Source organism: Streptomyces caeruleatus (assembly GCF_001514235.1).
In the GTDB taxonomy this organism is placed as follows: Bacteria; Actinomycetota; Actinomycetes; order Streptomycetales; family Streptomycetaceae; genus Streptomyces; species Streptomyces caeruleatus.
This window is the reverse complement of record NZ_KQ948932.1, coordinates 302,027-324,768: the sequence shown is the minus strand read 5'-3', so window position 1 is coordinate 324,768 and position 22,742 is coordinate 302,027. Positions and strand designations below refer to the sequence as shown.

Sequence of the window (22,742 nt, the reverse complement as noted above, 5' to 3'; positions counted from 1 at the left end):
ACAGGTGTACGCCGCGACTACTCGGTCTTGACCTTGATGGAGCCGTCGATGATGCCGGCCTTGGCCTTGGCCACGGCCTCGGAGAGGCCGGCGATCTTCGCGAACTCCGGGTTGGACTCGGAGAGGCCGACGCCGTTGACCTTCAGGTCGAAGGTCTGCGTGCCGGTCAGGGGCTTGCCGTCCTCGACGGACTTGGCGAGCGCGTAGACGGCGCCGCCGACGTCCTTGAGGGCGGAGGTCAGGATGTACTGCTTGTAGTTGGCGAGCGCGGCCTGCTTGTACTGGTCGGAGTCGACGCCGATCGCCCAGACCTTGGCCTTCGCGGCGGCCTCGATGACGCCCTGCCCCGACAGACCGGCCGCCTGGTAGATGACGTCCGCGTTCTTCTCGATCTGGCCCTCGGCGGCGGCCTTGCCCTTGTCGGGGCTGTTGAAGCCGCCTTCCTCGGCGGTCTGGGTCAGGTACTGGGAGATGACCTTGACCTTGCCGCCGCTGGTGTCCTGGACACCCTGCTTGTAGCCGGCCTCGAACTTGTGGATCAGCGGGATGTCCACGCCGCCCACGAAGCCGACGGTGTTGGTCTTGGTGGCCTTGGCGGCGGCGACACCGGCCAGGTACGAGGCCTGCTCCTCGGCGAAGACGAGGGAGGCGACGTTGTCACCCTCGACGACGTAGTCGACGATGCCGAAATTGGTGTCCGGGTACTTCTTGGCCACGGCCTCCATCGCGGGACCGTAGGCGAAGCCGATGCCGATCACCGGGTTGTAGCCCTGTTTGGCCAGTGACGCCAGGCGCTGCTCCTTGTCGGCGTCCGTCTCGCCCTCGGTGGGCTCGATGTCGGCGGTCTTGTAGCCGAACTCCTTCTGGGCCTTCTGCAGACCGGCGTACGCGGCGTCGTTGAAGGACTGGTCGCCCTTGCCGCCGATGTCGTACGCGATGGCGGCACCCTTGGTGTCACCGCTGCCGTCACTGCTGCTGCTGTCACTGCTGGTACCACCGCACGCCGTGGCGGCGAGCGCGATCGACGCGACCCCCACCGCGACACGGGTCAGTTTGGATATCCGACGCATCGTGAAGTCCCCATTCTCCAAGCCCCGCAGTGGGTGCTGAGTTCGGCGCACATTAACGCGCGTAGACACTCCTGGGAACGGGGTTTCGTCTTGCCGTTATCCATTCGTGCCGATGGCCGGTTACGCCCTTGTGAACCATCGGATCGAAAGGCGCGCATGGGGCAACCGCACCAGGGGTGCCTTCACCGTGATGGCGCTCAGGACCGTTCGCCATGGGGCCAGAGTCCCCCCGCTGCGGGGGTGCCGCAAGCGGAGGGACGGGGCGGGCTAACCGACGGCGTGCAGGAGGGCCGCCGCCGTGAACAACTCCACGCCCACCGTGATGGCGGACTCGTCCACGTCGAAGTCGCCCTGGTGCAGGTCCCGGCCGATGCGGTCGCCCGGGTGGCGGACGCCGAGGCGGGCCATGGCGCCGGTGACGTGCTCCAGGTACCAGGAGAAGTCCTCGCCGCCGAGGCTCTGCTCGGTGCTCTCGACGGAGTCGGCGCCACGGCGGGCGGTCATGGCGTCGCGCAGCAGTTCGGTGGCATCGGGGTCGTTGACGACGGGCGGGACGCCACGGACGTAGTTGATCTCCGACTTGGCGCGGTGGAGGTTGGCGATCTCGTCGATGGCGGCGACGACGAGGTCGGGGGCCTGCCGCCAGGTGTCGAGGTTCAGGCAGCGCACGGTCCCGGAGAGCTCGGCGCGCTGCGGAATGACGTTGGGCGCGTGGCCTGACTCGATGCGGCCCCAGGTCACGGAGAGGCCGCTGCGGGCGTCGGCGCGCCGGGCGACGATCGCGGGCACGTCGGTGACGACGCGGGCGGCGGCGGTGACCAGGTCGGTGGTCAGGTGGGGGCGGGCGGTGTGCCCGCCGGGGCCGTCCAGGGCGATTTCGAGCCGGTCGCAGGCGGATGTGATCGGCCCGTGACGCAGGCCGATCTTCCCGGCGTCCACCTTGGGGTCGCAGTGCACGGCGAGGATCCGGCCCACCCCGTCGAGCGCCCCGAACTTGATGGCGTCGAGGGCGCCGCCGGGGAGGACCTCCTCGGCGGGCTGGAAGAGCAGCCGGACGGGCCGGGGCAGCCGGCCCTGCTTGTGCAGCTCGGCGAGGACCAGGCCGGCGCCCAGCACGACGGTCGTGTGGACGTCGTGTCCGCAGGCGTGCGCGCGGTCCGGCACGGTGGAGCGGTACGGGCACTCACTCTTCGTGTCCGGGATGGGGAGGCCGTCGATGTCGGCGCGCAGGGCGAGCACGGGCGGCTCGCCGTCCTGCTTCCCGATCTCCCCGATGTCGCAGACGAGCCCGGTTCCGGAGTCGAGCACGCGGGGCTGGAGGCCGGCCTTCTCCAGGCGGCCCTTGATCGCGGCGGTGGTACGGAACTCCTGGTTTCCGAGCTCCGGGTGCATGTGCAAGTCGCGCCGGAACGCGACGAGTTCCGCACGGAGCGCCTCCGGCAGGATGCCGGGAAGTGCGGCTTCCCCGGTGTGATCGACCTCGGACTCTTGGGACATCAGTTGGTTCACCCTCTACAGGGTAGGACGCCGGGGCGGCCAACTCCCCCTCGATCAACAAAAGTTCAACCCCACAGGGGAAGAAAATCCGGCCGCTCGACGCATGGGTGCGGATGGAGATGGGTAGGTAGTTCTTTTCTCTACGCATACCACGTCCCGCGCTCCCCCGGCGGTTCTGTCCACCGGACGGGATCGCGTCCGGAGGGAAGAGGCCCGGGAAGAGGCCCCGGATCCGGCACCTTCGCCCGCGGCGACGGCACGGTCACGCTGTGTGCACGACCTTCCTGGCGGCGACCCGGCCGCTGCTGCGCGGTTGAGCCCCTCGCGCGCTGGGGATTGAGCTTGGACAGGCCTCGCCCGTAGGGAAGTTGGCCTCGTCATGGACGTACGCGACAGTCGGTGGGGGTGTGCATGGCCGGTTCGCGTACCGCGCCGGAGTCGGGGAGCCTGCTGGAGCGCTGGGACCAGCGCGGGCTGGCCATCGCCTGTGTCGTCGCCGTCGGTGGGTCCGCGGCCGCCGCACTCTTCGGGCTGTCCGCCGCCTGGCAGATGCCGTTCCTCTTCACCGCCCTGTACGCGGTTCTGCGCGCCCTTGTCCCGCTGACCGAGTCGCGCCGGGAACTGGCCGGGCTTCGCACCGAGGTCGAATCGTTGCGGCGTGACTTCGATCAGGTGAATTCTTCCCGCATCGAGCATTATCCGGATGCGACGGCGTTCTACCAGGCGGAAATCGACTATCTCCGCAATCGTCGGCCCAGCCATATGGACGCCTGGTACATGCGGCTGGAAACCCCGGATGACTTCAGTGCGTCGACTCCTGCCTTTTCCGAATATTTCCGGGCGGTGCTCGACTGGGCCGACAACGGCGGTTCGGTGCGGCGGCTGTTCTGTCTGGGCTCGCCTCGTGGATATGCGGGCTGGACGGCGCAGCACCGGGAGGACACCCACCACCTGCGCAGTTACAGCATTCGCGAGGTGACCTGGCCCATCAAGGCCGACCTGATGAGCATGGCCATCATGGACACGAGCGCGGTGTTCCTCGCCTTCACCGTCGGCGACCGGGTCCAGGGCATGCGGATCGAGGACAGTGAGGCCGCGGCGTACTTCAAGTCGTACTTCGACCGGCACTGGGAGAATGCCAGAGAGGTGCCACGCGCCCCGGCACGGTGACGTTAGGGTGCGGTCCGTGAACGCCGAGAACCCGGAATTCATACGGGCCACCCGAATCTCGTACGACACGATCGCCGACGCCTATGCCGAGCGCTTCTCGGACTGGCCCGGCGTCCATCCGATGGACAGAGCCCTGCTCGGCGGCTTCGCGGAGCTGGTGGGGGCGCGGGGCGGCGGGCCGGTGGCCGACATCGGCTGTGGGCCGGGGCAGGTGAGCGCCGCGCTGGCCGCGCTGGGGCTGCCCGTGTTCGGGGTGGATCTGTCGCCCCGCATGGTGGAGCTGGCCCGGCGGGCCCATCCGGGGCTGCGGTTCCATGTGGGGTCGATGACGTCCCTGGGGCTGCCGAACGAGACGCTGGGCGGGGTCGTCGCCCTCTACTCGGTCATCCACGTCCCGGACGATCACCTGCCGACGGTGTTCGCCGAGTTCCACCGCGTCCTGGTGCCGGGAGGTCATGTCCTGCTGGCCTTCCAGGCCGGGGACGAAGACGAGGCCGGGCATCTGCACCTCGCGGAGCGATTCGGTCACCCGATCGACCTCGACTACCACTGGCACACCCCGGACACGTTCGCCGAACGGCTGACCAAGGCGGGCCTCCAGCCGGTCGCCCGGGTGCTGCGGGAACCCCAGGGCGAGGAGAAGCGCGCCCGCGCCTTCCTTCTCGCGCGCAAGGGCGACCGGGGGGGTGTTCTGAAAGGCCCCTAGACCGCGCTGACCGCCGAGAGCCGGGTCACATCCCGCGCCGTCCCCGTGACCCCCGACAGGAACCCCTGCGCCCGAGGGGACGCGCTCTCGGTCAGCCACGCCGGGTCGATGTCGCACACCGCGACCCGGACCTCGGTGCCGGACAGCGCCAGCGGCAACGTGTGCACCACCGTCGACGGGAAGCTCAGGATCGTACGGCCGATGGGGCCCCGGCGGGCGATCAGCTCCAGGGGGAGGTCGGGGCGTACGATCTCCAGGCCGGTCTCGACGGCCAGCCGGTGCAGCTTGTCCGTGCTCTCGCGGCGGTGGGCGAAGTAGCGGGTGGCGCCGTGGGTCCTGGCGAGGGAGCCGACGGCCTCCAGGTAGCGGTCGCCGTCCACCACGCCGGTCTCGACCAACGACGTACCGACCATGTCGGCGCCCTTGGTGATGCGGGGCGGGCCGAAGCGGTCGCGGGTCCAGGCGAAGGTGTTGGCGGTGACCGTCACGCCGTCCGGGGTCTCCTCCATCGGCATGGAGGAGAAGATCTCGACCGTGTGCCGCTCACTCGGGGTGAGGCGCTTGCGGGCCGCCGCTGAGATCGGAGCGAAGGCCAGGTCGCGGGGGCTCGGGCGGCCGCCCTTGCGGTGCCAGCGCACCAGGCGTTCACCGCGGGCGAGTTGGGCGACGAACTCCATCGTCGCCGTGCCGTCGTCGACGACGACCAGGTCGCGGGCCTTGGTGATGGTCAGCAGCAGTTGGACGTAGCGGGAGAAGGGGTCGCCCAGGACCACCCTGTCCGCCCGGCGCAGCAGGCCCGCGAGGCCGCCGATGGTCTGGAACGGGGCCGACGCGCCGCCCCGTGCCTCCTCCCAGCGGACCTCATGGCCGTCGTCGCGCGCCAGTTCGGCCATCCGGCGCAGCTGGCCGCGGGTCATGGGGTCGATCGGGGACAGGACGACGAGCGTGAGACCCGGGCCGGCGGCGGGCTCGCGGGCGTGCGCCCACTCCAGCACGTTCAGGAGCTGTACCGGGCTCTCGACGAAGGCGAGAGTGTGGGGGCCGGTGTTCCCGGCGCGGGGGCTCATCGACGTACGACCGTCCCGTCGTAAGGCGCTCATGCGGCGCTCGTGTTCAGCTCGGGTTCAACAGGAACTCGAAGGGCGCCGAGTCCGAGCGCCCCTGTTGGGGAGCACCCGGACATCGGCGCGCGTTCGAACTGGTGCGTTCCGGGTCAGACCTGGACCGGCTCGCCCGCCGCCGCGGCGATCTCCGCCTCGGCGACCACACCGGCGACACGGCGCAGCTTCTTCATCGGGCCGAGCTCGGAGTCGTAGACCTTCTTGACGCCGTCACCGAGGGAGGCCTCGATGGTGCGGATGTCGCGCACCAGGCGGGTGAGGCCCTGCGGCTCGACCGAGGCGGCCTGGTCGGAGCCCCACATCGCGCGGTCCAGGGTGATGTGGCGCTCGACGAAGACGGCGCCGAGGGCGACCGCGGCCAGCGTGGTCTGCAGGCCCGTCTCGTGGCCGGAGTAGCCGATCGGGACGTTCGGGAACTCCTTCTCCAGGGTGTTGATCGCGCGGAGGTTGAGCTCCTCGGCCTTGGCCGGGTAGGTGGAGGTGGCGTGGCACATGACGATGTTGTCGGAGCCGAGGACCTCGACCGCGTGGCGGATCTGCTTCGGCGTCGACATGCCGGTGGAGAGGATGACGGCGCGGCCGGTGGAGCGCAGGGCGCGCAGCAGCTCGTCGTCGGTCAGGGAGGCCGAGGCCACCTTGTGGGCGGGGACGTCGAACTTCTCCAGGAAGGCGACGGCCTCGGTGTCCCACGGGGAGGCGAACCAGTCGATGTTCTTGCTCTTGCAGTACTCGTCGATCTGGCGGTACTCGTCCTCACCGAACTCCACGCGGTGGCGGTAGTCGATGTAGGTCATCCGGCCCCAGGGGGTGTCGCGCTCGATGTCCCACTGGTCACGCGGGGTGCAGATCTCCGGGGTGCGCTTCTGGAACTTCACGGCGTCACAGCCGGCCTCGGCGGCCACGTCGATGAGCTTGAAGGCGTTCTCCAGCTCACCGTTGTGGTTGATGCCGATCTCGCCGCAGATGTAGACGGGCTTGCCCGGGCCGACTTCGCGCGAACCGAAGGAGCGGAGGCGGGAGTAGGTGCTCATGGCAGAGATGTCCTTACTTGGTGAGGGAGTCGAGAGAGGGGCCGAGGATCCAGCTGGCGATCTCTCGGATTGCGCCGTCGCCACCGGGGAGAGTGGTGACCGCGCGTGCGGCGCCGCGCACGACGTCGTGGGCGCTGCCGACCGCCACGGGCCAGCCCACGAGGGCGAAGCACGGGAGGTCGTTGACGTCGTTGCCGACGTAGAGCACGCGCTCGGGCGCGATGCCCTGCTCCTCGCACCACTGCTTGAGTGCGAGGTCCTTCCGGTCGATGCCGTGCAGCACGGGGAGCTTCAGCTTCCGTGCCCGGGCGGCGACGACCGGGTTCTGCTCCGTGGAGAGGATCAGCATCTTCAGCCCGCTCTTGCGCAGGGCGGCGATGCCGAGGCCGTCTCCGCGGTGCACGGAGACGAACTCCTTTCCATCGGCGTCGATCAGCACCCGGTCATCGGTCTGGGTGCCGTCGAAGTCCAGTACGACCGCGTCGATGTCGTCCGTGGTCGGGAGGGCGCCGGGCCGGTCCGCGTCGAACAGCGGCGCCAGCGCGCGGGCGCGGGCCAGGTCGTGGGGATCGTCGATCTCCAGGACCCGGGCGGGGTCGGTGCGCACCAGTTCGGTGCGGCCGAAGAAGCGGTGCTTGTGCTCGCGGAAGCCGCGCGCGTCCATCGCGTAGGCGGCGCCGGTCTCCAGGAAGTCCTGGGGGCGGTCCTGGCGGCGCGGGCGGAAGGACTTGTCGTGGTTGACGCCGTAGCCGCCACCGGAGGCGGTGGTGCGGGTGGCGACCGTGTCGGTGCCGCCCTCGGCCGTCTGGCGCTCGGCGCGTACGGCCGCCGTCGGCTCGTCGTCGCCGTGGCGCCACACGAAGCCGTGGAAGGGCGCGACGGTCAGGGAGGTGTCGGCGCCGTTCGCGACGATCGCCTTGACCACGCCGTCGATGTCCTCGCGGACGATGAACGGGCTGGTGCACTGCACGAGCAGGACCACGTCCACCGGCGAGCCGTGCAGCGCCTCGTGGGCGTCCATGGCGTGCAGCACGGCCGCCTCGGAGGTCGCGGTGTCACCGGCGATGGCGGCGGGGCGCAGCACGACCTCGGCGCCGGCCTGGCGGGCGGCGGCCGCGATGCCCTGGTCGTCGGTGGAGACGACGACGTCCGTGACGAGCCTGGCCGCCCGACACTCGCGCACCGCGCGGGCCACCAGCGGCACGCCGCCGACGGGCATGAGGTTCTTCGCGGGCACGCCCTTGGAGCCGCCGCGCGCGGGGATCACGGCGAGGACGCGGCGTACCGATGCGCCCTCGTGTGACGGGGAGTCAGACATGGATTGCACTCCTTGCGCAGAAGTTCGCAGAGCTAGGGAGGGCGGCGAAGCCGCCCCTCAGGGGCGCGGGGCTGCCTCGATCAGCGGCTCCGCCGCGGGGCGCGACCAGCCCCAACGGCGCCGCAGCCGCCCGACGACCCGAAGCAGCACTCGCGGAGGCGCTCACAGCTCCCCCATCCGCCGGATCACCGGGGCCACCCGCTGCACCCCATGCCGATAAGCCCCCCGAGCGGCCCGGCGCACGATCTGCCGGACAGGCCCCGGCTCCTTGTCGGCCGAGGGTGCCCCCGGCAATACGCTGCCGTCGGGGCCGAGGTGGTGGCGGGCGAGGATGCCGGGCAGATAGCCGGGGGCGGTGGCCGGCGTGTAGTACGGGGTGAGGGCGGGCAGTCCGCCCGGACGGTCGAGCAGCTTGGCGATGCGCTCGCGGGCCGCGTCGAAGGCGCCGGCGTAGGAGCCGTCGGCGCAGACGCCCTGCCGGGACACCCACTCCTCGTCGGGCGTGGGGCGGTGTCCGTCGTCGAGTTGGTCCCAGGAGGCGAGGCAGCCGGAGCCCACGAAGTGGTGGTTGCCGAGCGTCTCGCGCACGCCGAGGTCGGTGAGGACGACGGTGGGGACCCGGCGGTGCAGCGACTCCAGCGCCGCCGTGGAGCTGATGGTGACCAGCAGGTCGGTGCGGTCGAGGACCTCGCCCATGTTGCCGTACACCAGTTTGAAGTTGGCCGGCGGTTCGAGCCGCTGCACCAGCTTCTGGTACGGCAGTTCCTCGATGTGCGTGGTGTGTTCGCCCGGCTTGGAGCGCAGCTTGAGCAGCACCTCGCGCTCGGGGTGCTTGCGGGCGTGCTGGATCAGCCGGTTCAGCAGGTACGTACGGTCCCGGCGGTTGTCCGGCACCGAGGGCTGCGCGGCGAAGACGACCGTGTACGGGTCGTGCTCGCCGGCGTAAGGTTCGCCGCCGAGGAACGGCAGCGCCACCTCGGTCACCGCCGAGGCGTCGGCGCCGACCCCCTCGTACACCGCGCGGAACCGCTCGGCGTCCTGGCGGGAGTTGGCGAGGACCAGGTCCGCGCCGTGCCGCAGCAGCAGGCCGTCGGCGAGCTTCTCGTAGACGACGCCGACATAGCCGGTGACGACGACGGGCCGCCGCGCCTGCCCCTCCCAGACCCGCTTGAGGCCGTGCAGCACGGCCTGCACGCCGCCGCCCACGAGGGCGAGGACCACGACGTCGTACGACTCCTGCGCCATGGCGCGCAGGAACTCGACCGCGGTCACCTCACGGAGGGAGTCGGCGTGGACGCCGACTTCCTGGAGCTGGCGGGGGGTGGGGGTGGCCCGGCCACGCAGGAGATATCCGTCCAGACGGATGTCCGAATTCTCCGGGGCGATACGGTTCGCGGTGAGCGCACCCCATTTCCACCGGGTATCGGAATCCGCGAGTACGGCAACTCGCCGGGTCTTCGTCGCACTTACTGGCACGTCGAAGACGCTAGGAAGCGATTCCGAGGTTCTGCCCAACCCGAATGCAACAAACGGTTAACAGCACATCGACGAACGGCGAATCGGGGTCCGGAGCGGCCGAGAAAAAGTCCGGTTCACGGCATCGCCACGCGTCGTTCACCTGACATCAAGCTCCGGGTAAAGACGGGTGACGGGCCGCCGCCTAACGTCCTTCGCGTGGTCAAGCTCTCCGTCATCGTGCCGTTCTACAACGTGCAGCAATACGCGCCAGACACCCTGAAGAGCCTGCGTGCGAACACACGCGAGGACTTCGAGTTCATCCTCGTCGACGACTGCTCGACCGACGGGACACCGGACCTGCTCGCGCGCGCGGAGCGTGAGCTGCCGGGCGCGGTGGTCGTCAGACACGAGCAGAACGGAGGGCTGGCCACCGCGCGGAACACGGGCATCGACAGGGCGCGCGGCGAGTACCTGACGTTCCTGGACGGCGACGACTGGCTCGCTCCCGGCTACTTCCCGCAACTCCTGTCCGCCATCCAGGAGTTGGGCTGTGACTTCGTCCGCACCGACCATGTGCAGTGCACCGGGCGGGCCCGCAGCGTCCACCGGGTGCCGCACGGCCGGCGCTGGACCGTGCTGAACCCGCGCGAGGCGATCCTGCCCGCCGACCGGTCGACGTCCGTGGACTACGCGTACGCGTGGGCGGGCATCTACCACCGCCGGCTGGTCGACCGCGGAATCCTGCAGTTCACCCACGGGCTGCGCACCGCGGAGGACCGGCCGTGGATCTGGAAACTGCACCGGGAGGCGGAGTCCTTCGCCGCGGTGGGACTGCTCGGCGTCTACTACCGGCGCGGAGTCGCCTCGTCGCTCACCCAGATCGGTGATGTCCGACAGCTTGATTTCATTCGCGCGTTCGACCAGGTAATCGACGAAACCACGGCTGACCCCGAGGCCGATAAACTGCTTCCGAAAGCCGTTCGCACCTATTGCGCGATCATGGCTCATCATCTCGGACAAATCGAGAGGTTCGAACCCGCCGTGGCTCGAAAACTGCGCTCGATGAGCGCCGCCGCCCTGAAGAGAATGCCGCAGGACGTGCTCGCGGAGGTCATGGACTCGATGGACGCCCAGCGCGCCGCCCGGCTGCGGCGGGTGCGCCGCCGCGCGATCGGGGCCCGGACGGTGGCCGCCTGATGCCACGCACCACCCAGATCTTCTGCGCCTCGACGCTGTACGGCGCCGCGACCCTGGCCGCCGCCCTGGACGCCGGGCTCTTCGAACCGGCCGACCGGCGGCTGCTGCTGGTCGCCAATAACGCGACCAACCCCGAGATCACCCCGTCCGTCGACACCATGCCGGGCTTCGACCTGCTGGGTGAGCGGTTCGACGAGGTGCTGTCCTGGAACGCGACCATCTCCCCGTTCCACCCGAGCGGCTGGTCACCGCGCGCCGACGACATCCCCATGTGGGAGCGGTACGTACGGCTGCTGTGGAACCTCGGCGACGACGAGGTGCGGCTGGCCGTCGAGTCGGTCCAGGCCAACCCGGCGCTCGCGCTCTGCCAGCTGTTCACCGGCGCCCCCGTCGACGTCTACGCGGACGGCCTCATAAGCTACGGCCCCACGCGCGACAAGATCGACCCGCTGGTCGGCACCCGTATCGGCCGGCTGCTGCACCTCGATCTCGTCCCGGGCCTCACCCCGCTGCTGCTCACCGAGTTCGGCGTCCCGACCGAACTGGTGCCGTCCGAGGCGTTCCTGAAGGTGCTCGGCGAACTCGCCGCGGACCAGGACGACCTGGCCGACGGCCCCTCCTCCTCGGCCGCGGACGGCAAGCCGGCCCTGCTGCTCAGCCAGTACCTCTCCGCGCTCGGCATCCTGAGCGACGCCGAGGAGGAGGACCTGCACCGGCAGATGGTGCGCGGCGCCGTCGCACTCGGCCACCGCAGGCTCGTGTTCAAGCCGCACCCCGTCGCACCGGCCCGCTGGTCGCGGCTCCTGGAGGACGAGGCGACGAAGCTGGGCGCCGAACTGACCCTGCTGGACCGGCCCGTCCTCGCCGAGGTCGCCTTCCAGCGGCTGCGGCCCGCACTAGTCGTCGGCTGCTTCTCCACCGCGCTGCTCACCGCCGCCGCTCTGTACGGCCTCCCGGTCGCGCGGGTCGGCACCGACACGGTGCTGGCCCGGCTCGCGCCCTACCAGAACAGCAACCGCGTACCGCTGACCATCGTCGACGCCCTGCTCCCGGACATCGCGGACGGCTCGGCGGTGAACAGCTGGACGATGCCCCCGCGCGAACGGGTGGCCGAACTGTCCGCGCTGCTCAAGGCGGTCGGCTTCGCGATGCAGCCGAAGATCTACCCCGGGCTGCGCGGCGCGGCCGAGACCTACCTCTCCAGGCACCTCAACCCGCACACCTGGCGCTACTTCAAGCGCAAGCGCCTGACCTCGCTGGCCCTGCCGGGCGCCGTACCGGCCCAGCTGTCCTTCATCCCGCGCAACGCGACCGTACGCCGACTGGCGCGCCGGGCACGGGCCCTGAAGCAGGTGGCCGTCAGGAAATAGGACAGGCCGATGTTCATCAGGGGGACATCTTGGAGCCCTCTGTGCGTCAGCCGTCACTCACCTTTCACCCGTCGGAGGTACGTAGCGTTCGAATACGCAACGACTCCGAGGAGAAGGGCCCCAGGATGAGCGCGGCTGACCAGGCCACGGCACCGCCGCCGGTACCGGCGACACCCCGGCTGAACCAGGTGCTCGCCGAACGGCCGCCGGTCCGGGCCCGGGGCGAGAGCCGGCTGCGGGCCCTGGACGGTCTGCGGCTGATGGCCGCGCTGATGGTGTGCATGTACCACTTCACCGGCAAGAACGGCGAGATCGCCACCTCCTGGCACCAGTCCCCCGGCGTCATGTTCCCGACGCTGTCGCAGCTGTCCACCTACGGCAGCCTGGGCGTCCAGTTCTTCTTCGTCATCAGCGGCTTCGTGATTTGCATGAGCAGCTGGGGCCGCAGCCTCGGCGACTTCTTCCGCTCCCGGATCTCCCGCCTCTACCCGGCGTACTGGGTGGCCATCGTCATGGTCACCGGCGCCGCGGTGCTGCTGCCGGTCGTCGTCCACCCGGTCCGCCCCGACGAGCTCCTGGTCAACCTGACGATGATGCAGCAGCCGCTGGGCGTGCCGCGGGTGCTCGGCGTCTGCTGGACGCTGTGGGTGGAGCTGAAGTTCTACGTGCTCTTCGCGCTGTTCGTGATCTGGAAGGGCGTCACCTACAAACGGGTCGTCACCTTCTGCATCCTGTGGACGCTGGCCGGTGCCTTCGCCCGGGTCGCCGACAACCCGCTGACCGACGAGCTGGTGATGCGCGACCACGCCCCGTTCTTCATCGGCGGTCTCGCGCTGTACCTGATCCACCGCTTCGGCAGCGACATGCTGCTGTGGGGGATCGTCGGCATGTCCTTCCTGCTGGGCCAGCGCTACTCGGTCACGGCGCTGTGGCACCCGGGCGAGCAGGGCGACTTCCACCGCGATCCGCTGGTCATCCAGGCCATCGTCTTCTGCGCCTTCGCCGCCGTGGCCGTGGTGGCGCTGGGCTGGACGCGCTGGGCCAACTGGCGCTGGCTGACGGTGGCGGGGGCGCTGACGTACCCGTTCTATCTGATCCACGAGCACCTGGGCTGGTTCTTCATCCGGGTCCTGCACCGGGGCCTGGGCCTCGGCTCCTACCTGACGCTGGCGCTGTCCGTGCTGAGCCTGCTGGGGCTGGCCTGGCTGATGCACCGGTTCGTGGAGAAGCCGTTCGGGCCTCGGCTGAAGCGAGCGCTTCCAGCGGTGCGGCCGGGTTAGGTCGTTGTTCGGGTGCGGGTAGGCGGGGGCTGGTCGCGCGGTTCCCCGCGCCCCTGGGGGGTGGGGGCCGCGCCCCCACCCCCCACCTGCTGCTAGCGCGCCGTCTGTCGTAGGCGCCGTACCGCCTTGCGTACTGCCGGGTGCTTGCGCAAGGCCTCCGCGCGTACCGCGCTGCCGCCGGGCAGGCGCAGGCTGGTGAGGCGGCGGCGCTTGAAGTAGCCCTGGTGCGCGGCCAGGTTGGCGGCCAGCCAGGCCGTGACCTCGTCGCGCAGGGCGTGGTGCTTGCGGGACTGCATGCAGTAGCCGACGCTGCGCACCAGCGGGGCCAGCCCTTCGGCCATGCCGGCGAGTTCGAGCTGCGAGCCGAGCTCGGCGTGCTCCGCGTCCGGCAGGGCCGCGTCGATGATGGTCAGCGGGATGCGGTTGCTGTTCTCGTACGGCGTGATGCGTTCGAGGAGCAGGTCCGTGCCGACGCGGGCGACGGGGATGCCGTAGAAGGCGGCGGCGGTCATCAGCGCGGTCGAGAAGCAGCCGATGACGAGCTTGGGCTTCAGGAAGGCGAAGACGGTCTCGGCGAGGACGGGCTCGTTCAGGACCGTGAGCCTCACGCCGAGTTCGTCGGCGACCGCTTCCAGGGACTCGTTGAAGACGGCGGGCGCGCTCGGGTGCGGCTTGAACAGGACGTCCTGGTGACCGGCGCGGGCGGCGGCGCGCAGCATGCGGATGTGCAGCTGCTCCTCCTCGTCCTGGGTGATCAGGTCGATCGCCGAGAGGTACTGGCCGAGGAGGACGGCGGTGGGCGGGTTGTCGGCCGGGAGGCGTTCGGCGAGGAGGCCGGCGCCGGACTCGCCGATCTGGGCGAGGACGTCGACGATCGCGTCGTTCGGCACGGCCTCGGGCGTCACCCCGTACTCGGCGAGGAGCATGGGCGTAAGGCCCGGCACCAGGTCCAGGTGCAGGACGCGCTTGATGCGGCTGCTCATGCCGTGCGGGATGCGGTTGCGGGTGGGGCCGTAGCTCATCAGGCCGTCCGCGTACACATGGATCGGGCTGTCCGCGAAGATGTCGGCGACCGCGCGGGAGGGGTTGGCCTGGATGGACTCGCAGGCGATCTCGACGGGCTCGTCGCCCAGGTTCCAGGCGAGGCGTACGGCCTTCTCCCACAGCAGGGTGTCCTGCCCCCGGGGCGACCAGCCGGCCGGGTGGTGCGGGGAGATGAACTCGTTCCAGGAGCGCACCTCGTCGAACTCGGGGCGCAGCTTCTCGAAGCCGGCCATCCGGTCCAGCGGGGTGCCGACCTCGGGGATCGCGGCGGTGTTGCTGACGACGAGGATGCGGCGGACGCCCTCGCGCGGGCCGAACTGGCCGGCCCGTATGGCGGCGGTGACGGTCGCGGCCGCGTACTGCGTGGCCGAGAAGAAGATCTGGATCATGCCGCCACTCCCTTCATGCCACCCCGTATCCGGCGCAGCATGTACACGCGCTCCTCGCCCATCCCGACGAGGGCCTCTTCCAGTTCGTCCTCCGACATCCTGCCCAGTGCCTCGGCGGCCATCTGCTTCAGTCGGGCGGCGATGCTGCGTTCGAACCTGCCCCGGCCGATGAGCTGATGGGCGATGACGACGCAGTAGTTGCGCAGCGCCTTCTTGCGCAGGCGGCCCACCTCGGGGTCGTCGGCGAGCTCGGCGAGGACGAGGTCGAAGGAGCGGAAGAAGTCCAGCTGACGGACGTCACCGATCTGGGTGAGCGAACTGGCCACGCCCCGGCGGTAGAAGACCCCGCGCAGGCTGGCGACTGCGTAGGAGTCGGCCCTGCGGTGCAGGTCCCAGATCCAGGGGCGGTCCTCGGCGGTCTTCAGTCCGTCGTGGAAGCGCAGCATGCCCTTGTCGAGGAGCCGGCGGTGGTAGACGCCGGCCCAGGCGTAGGGGTAGTCGACCATGGTCGTGTCGTCGACCGGGAGGATCGAGGTGCGCGGGTCGAGGGCGATGTGCCGACGTCCTTCGGGTGCCCGGTGGACGGTCCGCTCGATGCCGGTGACCTGCACATGGTCGGTCCGGACGAAGTCGACGTCGAACCTCTCGACGGCGTCGACGAGATCCGCGAGATAACCCGGCGCCAGCCAGTCGTCGCCGTCGAGGAAGGTGAGGTAGCGGCCCTCCGAGGCGTCGATGCCGGTGTTGCGCGCGGTGGCCAGTCCGCCGTTCTGCTCGTGCCGTATCACCCGGCTGTTCCTGAGTCTCTTCGTCAGCGTCAGCAGCGCTTCGTACGTCTTGTCCTTCGTGGACCTGTCCTCGACGAAGATGAACTCGAAGTCGTCCCGTGCGTTGTTGACCAGGCTGGTCACGGTCTCGGGTACATACGACTCGATGTTGTAGCAGGGGACGATCACGGACAGGGCGGGTTGGTTGGCCACGTGTGCACACCTGGATTCTCAGCGGGAAATCTCCGAGATCCTAGGAACCGACGGGCTGCCTGAACACGACACCTCGCCGACCTCCAGGTGAACTCGGCATGACATCACCATGCCGGGTCCTACCCGGCCCGGTAGCGCGCCTCGATCCCGGCGATCACCACCGCCAGCCCCTCCTCGAAGTGCCGGTCGTAGTCGGTGAAGATCTCCGCGCCGGCCTGGGCCGACAAGGGAAAGTCGGCCATCAGGCGGGCGCGTTGCTCGATGTCGTAACCCTCGCGGCGCTCCCCCGCGACCGGCTCGACGCCCTGTTCCTCGGTGACGAACCCGAGGGTGTAGGCGTACGTCGTCGAGGTCGCGCGGACCGCCTCGGCGAGGGTGAAGCCGGCGGCCGTGAGCAGGCGCAGGTTGGCCTCCATCTGCTCGGCGTGCTCGATGCCGGTGAAGCGTGAGCCGCTGAAGACCTTGGCGCCGTCGCGGTAGCCGAGGAGGGCGGCACGCAGTCCGCGGTTGGACCTGAGCAGACGCTCCTGCCAGGTGTCCGCCGGGTCGAGGGGCGCCCCGGCGACCATCCGGCGGTACATCTCGGTCGCCATCTCGTCGAGCAGTGCCTGTTTGTCCTTGAAGTGCCAGTACAGGGCCGGCGCCTTGACGTCCAGCTCCTTGGCGATGGCGCGCAGGGTCAGGCCGTCCAGACCGACCTCGTTCAGCAGCTTGAGGGCGGTGTCCGCGACGCGTGTGCGGTCGAGGGGCGCCCGGCGTTCCGTAGTCACGCTTGACAGCTTAACGGCGTTAAGGCCACCCTTGCACTCCAGGGGACTTAACAGCGTTAAGGAGAGTGGATCATGACGGTACGGACCGACGTACTGATCGTGGGCGCGGGGCCGACCGGCCTCACCCTCGGCATCGACCTCGCCCGGCGCGGGGTGGACGCGCTGGTCGTGGAGCGGGCCGACGGGCTGTTCCCGGGGTCGCGGGGCAAGGGGATCCAGCCGCGCACGATGGAGGTCTTCGACGACCTGGGCGTGCTGGACGCGATCCGCGCGGCGGGCGGCGGCTATCCGGTCGGGATGATCTGGCAGGACGGCGAGCGGGCGGGCGAGCACCGGATGTTCGACCCGGCCGAGGTGACGGAGGACTCGCCGTACAACGAGCCGTGGATGGTGCCGCAGTGGCGGACGCAGGAGATCCTCTTCGCACGGCTCGCGGAGTTGGGCGGAAGGGTCGCCTTCGGCCGGGAGGCGGTCGGGATCGCGCAGGACGCGGACGGGGTGACGGTCCGCTTCACAAACGGGGCGAGCGTGCGCGCCCGGTACGTCGTCGCCGCCGACGGCGGCCGTTCGGCGGTACGGCGCGCCCTCGGCATCGGGATGACCGGGGAGACCGTCGATCCGAACCCGGTCCTGGTCGCGGACGTCAGGATCACGGGCCTGGACCGGGACAACTGGCACATCTTCCCGCCGCGTGGGGAGGGCGACGGCTACCTGGCCGTCTGCCCGCTCGCGGGTACGGAGGACTTCCAGGTCGTGGCCCAGTTCGCGGAGGGCGCCCCGGTGGACGTCTCCCTGGAGGGCGTACGCAAGGTCGTCGCCGCGCGGTCGCACCTCGCGCCGCAGGACGTGACCGAGCTGCGGTGGGCGTCGGACTTCCGGCCACGGGCGGCGCTCGCGGACCGGTTCCGGGACGGGCGCGTCTTCCTCGCGGGGGACGCCGCCCACGTCCACTCACCGGCGGGCGGCCAGGGGCTCAACACCAGCGTGCAGGACGCCTACAACCTGGGGTGGAAGCTCGGGGCGGTGCTGCGGGACGGGGCGGACGCGGGGCTGCTGGACACGTACGAGGAGGAGCGGCGGGCCGTGGCGGCCGACATGCTGGGCCTCTCGACGGGGGTGCACCGGGGAGAGGTCCGGCGCGGGGAGGCGACGCGCCAACTGGGGCTCGGCTACCGCGAGTCGTCGCTCACGAAGGAGACCCGGGCCACCCCGGGCCCGGTACGGGCGGGTGACCGCGCCCCCGACGGGGCCCTGGACGGCGTACGCCTCTTCGACACGTTCCGGGGGCCGCACTGGACGGTGGTGGCGGTGGGGGTGGAGGTGCCGGGGGTGCCGGATGCGGTTCGGGTGGTCCGCGGGCGGGTGCAGGAGTCGTACGGCTCCGGGCTGTTCCTGGTGCGTCCGGACGGCTATGTGGGGTGGGCCGGGGACCGGGCGGCCGGGCTCGTCGACCAGCTGGCCCGGTTCGGGGTCCGCCAGTCGTAGCCGTCCTGAGGCGGTCCTGAGGCGGTCCCTCAGAAGGCGTCCGACGGCACGTACGTCCCCCAGACCTCCCGAAGGGCGTTGCACACCTCCCCCACCGTCGCCCGGGCCCGCAACGCCTCCTTCATCGGGTACAGCACGTTGCCCTCCCCCTCGGCCGCCTTCTTCAGCGCCGTCAGGGCCGGGTCCACCGCCCCCTGGTCCCGCTGTGCCCGTAGCTTCGCCAGTCGCTCCGCCTGCTGGGCCTCGATGGCGGGGTCCACGCGGAGCGGCTCGTAGGGCTCCTCCTCGTGCAGTTGGAAGCGGTTGACGCCGACGACGACCCGTTCGCCGGCGTCCGTCTCCTGGGCGATCCGGTAGGCGCTGCGCTCGATCTCGTTCTTCTGGAAGCCGTGCTCGATGGCCGCCACCGCGCCGCCGAGGTCCTCGACCTTCCGCATGAGCTCCAGCGCGGCCGCCTCCACGTCGTCCGTCATCCTCTCGACGACGTACGAGCCCGCGAAGGGGTCGACCGTCGCCGTCACGTCCGTCTCGTACGCGAGGACCTGCTGGGTCCGCAGGGCGAGGCGCGCGCTCTTGTCCGTCGGGAGTGCGATGGCCTCGTCGAAGGAGTTGGTGTGCAGGGACTGGGTGCCGCCGAGGACCGCGGCGAGGCCCTGGACGGCGACGCGGACCAGGTTCACCTCGGGCTGCTGGGCCGTCAGCTGTACGCCGGCCGTCTGGGTGTGGAAGCGCAGCATCAGCGACTTGGGGTTCCTGGCGCCGAACTCCTCGCGCATCACCCGGGCCCAGATGCGGCGGGCGGCGCGGAACTTGGCGACCTCCTCCAGGATCGTGGTCCGGGCGACGAAGAAGAAGGAGAGGCGGGGCGCGAAGTCGTCCACGTCCATGCCGGCCGCGACCGCCGTACGGACGTACTCGATGCCGTCGGCGAGGGTGAAGGCGATCTCCTGCGCGGGGGAGGCGCCCGCCTCGGCCATGTGGTAGCCGGAGATCGAGATGGTGTTCCACTTCGGGATCTCGGCCCGGCAGTACTGGAAGATGTCGGCGGTCAGCCGCAGGGACGGCTTCGGCGGGAAGATGTACGTGCCCCGCGCGACGTACTCCTTCAGCACGTCGTTCTGGATCGTGCCGGTGAGCCGGTCGGCGCCGACGCCCTGTTCCTCCGCCACCAGCTGGTACAGCAGGAGCAGCAGTGCGGCCGGGGCGTTGATCGTCATCGACGTCGACACCTGGTCCAGCGGGATCCCGCCGAACAGCACCCGCATGTCGTCGATGGAGTCGATGGCCACGCCCACCTTGCCGACCTCGCCGTGCGCGATCGGCGCGTCGGAGTCGTGGCCCATCTGGGTGGGCAGGTCGAAGGCGACGGACAGGCCCGTGGTGCCGTGGGCGATCAGATCGCGGTAGCGGGCGTTGGACTCCGTGGCCGTGCCGAAGCCGGCGTACTGGCGCATCGTCCAGGGGCGGCCGGTGTACATGGACGGGTAGACGCCACGGGTGAAGGGGTAGGAGCCCGGCTCGCCCAGCTTCTCGGCCGGGTCCCAGCCGTCCAGCGCGTCCGGCCCGTAGACCGGCTCGATCGGCAGTCCGGACTCCGACTCACGCGCCATGGTGATCCTCCGTGTCCCGGTTCACTTCTGTCTCCCACCATGCCGCGTAGTTCGCAACCGGTCACGCGCGGGGAACATCTCAGGTGACATCAGGGCCGCCAGGGGGCGGCCGCGGTGAGCCGCCGGGGGTCGGGATGCGTACCAGGGGCATGGGGAGATCTACCGCCGTACTCGCCGCGGGCGCGGCGCTCGCCGTCCTGTGCGGCTGTACGGTGCAGGCGTCCGGGGACGACCGGCACTCGCCGGTGCGCATAGAGCTGCCGAGCGGCACGCCGTCCGCGAAGTCCGAGCCGCCCGAGAACGATGCCGACGGCGACGGCGACGGCGACGGCGGCAGCGACGACAAGCCGGGCGGGACGGCCACGACCGCGCCCGCGGCGCCCGCCGCCGTGCTGTGGTCGCGGGGTGACGAGGGCCGTGACATACGTGAGCTGCAGGCCCGGCTGCGGCAGATCGCCTGGCTCTTCGACGGGCCGACCGGGACCTACGACGACCTGACCGAGCAGGCGGTCCGGGGCTTCCAGGGCAAGCGCGGGCTGCCGAGGACGGGGAAGACCGACGAGGTCACCTGGGAGCGGCTGCTGAGCATGACCCGCGAGCCCGGCAAGTGGGATCTGTACCTGATGGGCGGCCAGCCGGCCGACGCGCCGGACGCGCGGTGTCTGACCGGCCGGGTGCTGTGCATCAGCAAGTCGAGCCGGACCCTGCGCTGGATGATCGACGGGCGGACCGTTCTGACGGTGCCGGTGCGGTTCGGGTCGCAGTACACACCGACCCGGGAAGGTGTGTTCAGCGTCTACTGGAAGTCCCGGCACCATGTGTCGACGCTCTATGACTCGCCGATGCCGTACGCCATGTTCTTCAGCGGCGGCCAGGCGGTGCACTACTCGTCCGACTTCGCGGCGACCGGTTACGCCGGGGCCTCGCACGGCTGCGTCAACGTACGGGACGAGCGGGCGATCTCGGAGATGTTCGCCCAGGTGCGGACCGGCGACAAGGTCGTCGTGCACTGGTGAGGCGCGGGGCGCCGGGCCGGGAGGTGGGTGTGGGGCGCGGGCGGGACCGGGGGAACGTGTCCCGCCCGCGCCGATGCACGAGCCGCAGGTACGGGGGGAACCCCGGCTCTGTGCGATGGCCGATGACCAGTCGGCTCACTCAGATCAGCGCCGTGGCGGTCGAAAGTGTCACTCCTGCCGCGAAGAAATTTCCACGAATCACGAATCCGCAGGTCAGCGGCGTGTGAGCGGAGTGAGGCGAGGGAGGATCCGGTTCGTCAGAAGGTCGGCCACGGCCGACGGGGCGACGGCGGCGCCGTCCACGCGGTGGTCGTTGCCGTGGCCGTCACGGCTTCCGTTTCCGTGCCGGTCGCCGTGGTCGCCGCCGTACCGGCCGCCTCGGCCGTCGGGGTGCCGGTCGGCACGGTCACCCTCGTCGTCGTCCTTCTCCCGGCCCTTGGCCTTGTCCCGGGTCCTGTCCTTGTCCTTGTCCTTGCCGTTGCCCGGCTTGCTCCAGGTGCCGTCGCCGGTCGCCTTGAGGACGTTCTTGCAGTACTTCCGCACGCGCTCGGAGCCGCCCGCCGCGCCCTCCAGGGTGCGGCGGTGGTCCTTCGACAGCTGCTTGCCCTCGCGCAGGTCACGGCAGTACGAGGTGACGGCCTTCCACCAGCCGGCGGAGGGCTGGACCCGGTCGTCACCGGCGGACTCGCGGTCCGTGGCCGGGCCGCCGGGTGCCGTGTCGTGGGTGCTGCCCGGGTCCGCGGAGGCCGTCGCGTCGTCGTCCGGCGTGGGGTCGCCCTGCACCCGGCTCTCCGGGGAGGGCGAGACGAACGGGCGGTCCGAGGGCACCGGCGCCGAGACCGAGGCGGCCGGGCGGCCCCCTTCGTCCCCGCCGAACGGCGTAGGCAGGAGTCCGGTTCCGGCCGCCACGGCGACCCCGCCGACCATGCCGACGGCCAGCGCGGCGGCGAGACCGAGCCGTACCGGACGGGCCCAGCGGGGGCGACGGGTGGCACGGGCGGGGCCGCCGATCCGGACGAGCCCCACGTCGGCGGGGTGCTCGGGGTGGGCCCCGGCGCCGGGGCCGTCGCTCACGATGATGTCGTCACAGTCGTCCCGGTCGGCGCGGGCCGCGCGGAACGCCGCCAGCGCGGCGGTCTCTCCGGGGAGTTCCGCGCTGCTCAGCGGGGGTTCGACGGTCAGTGCCTCAAGGGTCTTGGCCAGGCGTTCGGCCTCGTCGCGGTCGGCCGCGTCGACGGCTTCGAGTGACTCTCCGCGCAGCAAACGCTCCGCCGTCTCGCGGTCCAGCCACTGGCCGGGGGTCCGGGGGTCGGCCCCCGGAAAGTCACAGCGCTCGTCGGCCATCACACATCCTTCTGCGTCCGCGAACGCATATGCGTCACACTCGCGGACGTCACCGCACGGCCCCGCGGTTCTCGCTGGGGAGGCAGGGCGTCGAGCACCCCGGTCGATTCCGGATCGTCGCCGAGCAGCTCGGCCAGCCGCTTCAGACCCCGGTGCGCGGCGGTGCGTACGGCACCCGGACGCTTGCCCAGCGTCTCCGCGGCCGTCTTGGCGTCGAGCCCCACGACCACGCGCAGGACGACCGCCTCGGCCTGGTCCTGGGGCAGCCGCGAGATGAGGGAGAGGGTGCCGTCGGTGGCCATGGCCTCCATGGCCTCGCCCGCGGTGTCGGACTCGGCGGCCTTCCCGGTCAGCTCCGTCTCGTCGCCGCCGATCGCGGGGCGGCGGCCGCGCATGCGTATGTGGTCCAGCGCCCGGTTGCGGGCTATGCGGGCGGCCCAGCCGCGGAAGCGGTCCGCGTCCCCACTGAAGCGTCCCAGGTCACGGGCTATCTGGAGCCATGCCTCCGACGCGACGTCCTCGGCGTCCGGGTCGCCGACCAGCGTCCGTACGTACCCGAGCAGCCGCGGGTGCACGGAGCGGTACACAGTCCGGAACGCACTCTCGTCCCCGTCCTGTGCGGCAAGCACCGCGGCGGTCAACTCCGCGTCGTCCCCCAGCACTGGTACCTCAATTGGTGGTTGCGGTTGCGAGACCGCAGGTCGTTGCGGTGGTCATACGCCCTCCGCGTCCGGCGCGCAAGGCACGTTACGGCCTGAAAGCGCTGCTCGTCCATGTCCGTACAACATGCAACTACCCGGGATTCCGCGAATGTGTCCAGCGGGGTGTGACAGAAAACGCAGTCATGACGCTGTAGAAAGTACGGGCCGCCGCGCGGCCCGTGCCG

The 22,742-nt window shown here is 70.6% G+C and carries 19 protein-coding genes; 7 read left to right on the top strand and 12 right to left on the bottom strand.

Translation table 11 applies throughout. The annotated features are described in order from the left end of the window. Positions 1-17 precede the first annotated feature (17 nt). Both AQJ67_RS27245 and AQJ67_RS27240 read right to left on the bottom strand, forming a co-directional pair. Entirely contained in the window at positions 18-1,070 is a 1,053-nt protein-coding gene (locus AQJ67_RS27245; RefSeq protein WP_062721924.1) for a BMP family lipoprotein, read from the bottom strand. Between the two features lie 267 nt (positions 1,071-1,337). Further along, a complete protein-coding gene (locus tag AQJ67_RS27240) occupies positions 1,338-2,567 on the bottom strand; it encodes a M20 family metallopeptidase (RefSeq protein ID WP_062721923.1) in 1,230 nt (409 codons plus the stop codon). 405 nt (positions 2,568-2,972) lie between these two features. Between AQJ67_RS27240 and AQJ67_RS27235 the strand changes: the two genes are divergently transcribed. Then, positions 2,973-3,737, top strand: a complete 765-nt coding sequence (locus AQJ67_RS27235) for a hypothetical protein (RefSeq protein ID WP_159058834.1) — start codon at positions 2,973-2,975, stop codon at positions 3,735-3,737. A 16-nt stretch (positions 3,738-3,753) separates the two neighbouring features. Beyond that, positions 3,754-4,443, top strand: coding sequence for a class I SAM-dependent DNA methyltransferase (locus tag AQJ67_RS27230; RefSeq protein WP_062722073.1), 690 nt, complete (start codon positions 3,754-3,756; stop codon positions 4,441-4,443). Here the strand turns inward: AQJ67_RS27230 and AQJ67_RS27225 are convergent. The 4 genes from AQJ67_RS27225 to AQJ67_RS27210 all read right to left on the bottom strand — a co-directional run bounded on the left by AQJ67_RS27225 (position 4,440) and on the right by AQJ67_RS27210 (position 9,389). Then, the gene (locus AQJ67_RS27225; RefSeq protein ID WP_062721921.1) at positions 4,440-5,510 is read right to left on the bottom strand and encodes a hypothetical protein; all 1,071 of its coding nucleotides are present in this window, start codon (positions 5,508-5,510) and stop codon (positions 4,440-4,442) included. The genes AQJ67_RS27230 and AQJ67_RS27225 overlap by 4 nt on opposite strands. 146 nt (positions 5,511-5,656) lie before the next feature. Continuing rightward, positions 5,657-6,595, bottom strand: coding sequence for an N-acetylneuraminate synthase family protein (locus tag AQJ67_RS27220; protein ID WP_062721920.1), 939 nt, complete (start codon positions 6,593-6,595; stop codon positions 5,657-5,659). Between the two features lie 13 nt (positions 6,596-6,608). Beyond that, the gene (locus AQJ67_RS27215; RefSeq protein ID WP_062721919.1) at positions 6,609-7,913 is read right to left on the bottom strand and encodes an N-acylneuraminate cytidylyltransferase; all 1,305 of its coding nucleotides are present in this window, start codon (positions 7,911-7,913) and stop codon (positions 6,609-6,611) included. A gap of 162 nt (positions 7,914-8,075) precedes the next feature. Then, a complete protein-coding gene (locus tag AQJ67_RS27210; RefSeq protein ID WP_062721918.1) occupies positions 8,076-9,389 on the bottom strand; it encodes a DUF6716 putative glycosyltransferase in 1,314 nt (437 codons plus the stop codon). A 198-nt stretch (positions 9,390-9,587) separates the two neighbouring features. On the opposite strand from AQJ67_RS27210, the gene AQJ67_RS27205 reads away from it, so the two are divergent. The 3 genes from AQJ67_RS27205 (at position 9,588) to AQJ67_RS27195 (ending at position 13,218) form a co-directional block, all read left to right on the top strand. Further along, positions 9,588-10,568, top strand: coding sequence for a glycosyltransferase family 2 protein (locus AQJ67_RS27205; protein ID WP_062721917.1), 981 nt, complete (start codon positions 9,588-9,590; stop codon positions 10,566-10,568). Beyond that, a complete protein-coding gene (locus tag AQJ67_RS27200) occupies positions 10,568-11,938 on the top strand; it encodes a polysialyltransferase family glycosyltransferase (protein WP_062721916.1) in 1,371 nt (456 codons plus the stop codon). The genes AQJ67_RS27205 and AQJ67_RS27200 overlap by 1 nt, the downstream gene beginning before the upstream one ends. A 125-nt stretch (positions 11,939-12,063) precedes the next feature. Further along, a complete protein-coding gene (locus AQJ67_RS27195) occupies positions 12,064-13,218 on the top strand; it encodes an acyltransferase family protein (RefSeq protein WP_208615051.1) in 1,155 nt (384 codons plus the stop codon). 92 nt (positions 13,219-13,310) lie between these two features. Here the strand turns inward: AQJ67_RS27195 and AQJ67_RS27190 are convergent, their stop codons facing one another. The 3 genes from AQJ67_RS27190 to AQJ67_RS27180 form a co-directional block, all read right to left on the bottom strand. After that, positions 13,311-14,651: an alpha-2,8-polysialyltransferase family protein gene (locus AQJ67_RS27190; RefSeq protein WP_062721915.1), complete on the bottom strand. Its 1,341-nt coding sequence runs from the start codon at positions 14,649-14,651 to the stop codon at positions 13,311-13,313. Next, the gene (locus AQJ67_RS27185; protein ID WP_079056199.1) at positions 14,648-15,631 is read right to left on the bottom strand and encodes a glycosyltransferase family 2 protein; all 984 of its coding nucleotides are present in this window, start codon (positions 15,629-15,631) and stop codon (positions 14,648-14,650) included. Before AQJ67_RS27185 ends, AQJ67_RS27190 begins: the two co-directional genes overlap by 4 nt. A gap of 119 nt (positions 15,632-15,750) precedes the next feature. Then, positions 15,751-16,401 carry a TetR/AcrR family transcriptional regulator C-terminal domain-containing protein gene (locus tag AQJ67_RS27180; protein WP_062721914.1) on the bottom strand — a complete coding sequence of 217 codons (651 nt, stop codon included), beginning with the start codon at positions 16,399-16,401 and terminating at the stop codon, positions 15,751-15,753. Positions 16,402-16,473: 72 nt separating this feature from the next. Here AQJ67_RS27180 and AQJ67_RS27175 point away from each other — a divergent pair, with 72 nt between their 5' ends. Beyond that, on the top strand, positions 16,474-17,886 hold the full coding sequence (locus tag AQJ67_RS27175) for an FAD-dependent oxidoreductase (RefSeq protein ID WP_062721913.1): 1,413 nt from the start codon (positions 16,474-16,476) through the stop codon (positions 17,884-17,886). Positions 17,887-17,915: 29 nt separating this feature from the next. On the opposite strand, the gene AQJ67_RS27170 is transcribed toward AQJ67_RS27175, so the two are convergent. Beyond that, on the bottom strand, positions 17,916-19,496 hold the full coding sequence (locus AQJ67_RS27170) for an acyl-CoA mutase large subunit family protein (RefSeq protein ID WP_062721912.1): 1,581 nt from the start codon (positions 19,494-19,496) through the stop codon (positions 17,916-17,918). Positions 19,497-19,645: 149 nt separating this feature from the next. Between AQJ67_RS27170 and AQJ67_RS27165 the strand changes: the two genes are divergently transcribed. Next, positions 19,646-20,512: a L,D-transpeptidase family protein gene (locus AQJ67_RS27165; RefSeq protein ID WP_062721911.1), complete on the top strand. Its 867-nt coding sequence runs from the start codon at positions 19,646-19,648 to the stop codon at positions 20,510-20,512. A 213-nt stretch (positions 20,513-20,725) separates the two neighbouring features. On the opposite strand, the gene AQJ67_RS27160 is transcribed toward AQJ67_RS27165, so the two are convergent. Beyond that, positions 20,726-21,856, bottom strand: coding sequence for a hypothetical protein (locus tag AQJ67_RS27160; RefSeq protein ID WP_062721910.1), 1,131 nt, complete (start codon positions 21,854-21,856; stop codon positions 20,726-20,728). Further along, entirely contained in the window at positions 21,856-22,518 is a 663-nt protein-coding gene (locus AQJ67_RS27155; RefSeq protein ID WP_062721909.1) for an RNA polymerase sigma factor, read from the bottom strand. The genes AQJ67_RS27160 and AQJ67_RS27155 overlap by 1 nt, the downstream gene beginning before the upstream one ends. Between the last annotated feature and the right edge of the window lie 224 nt (positions 22,519-22,742).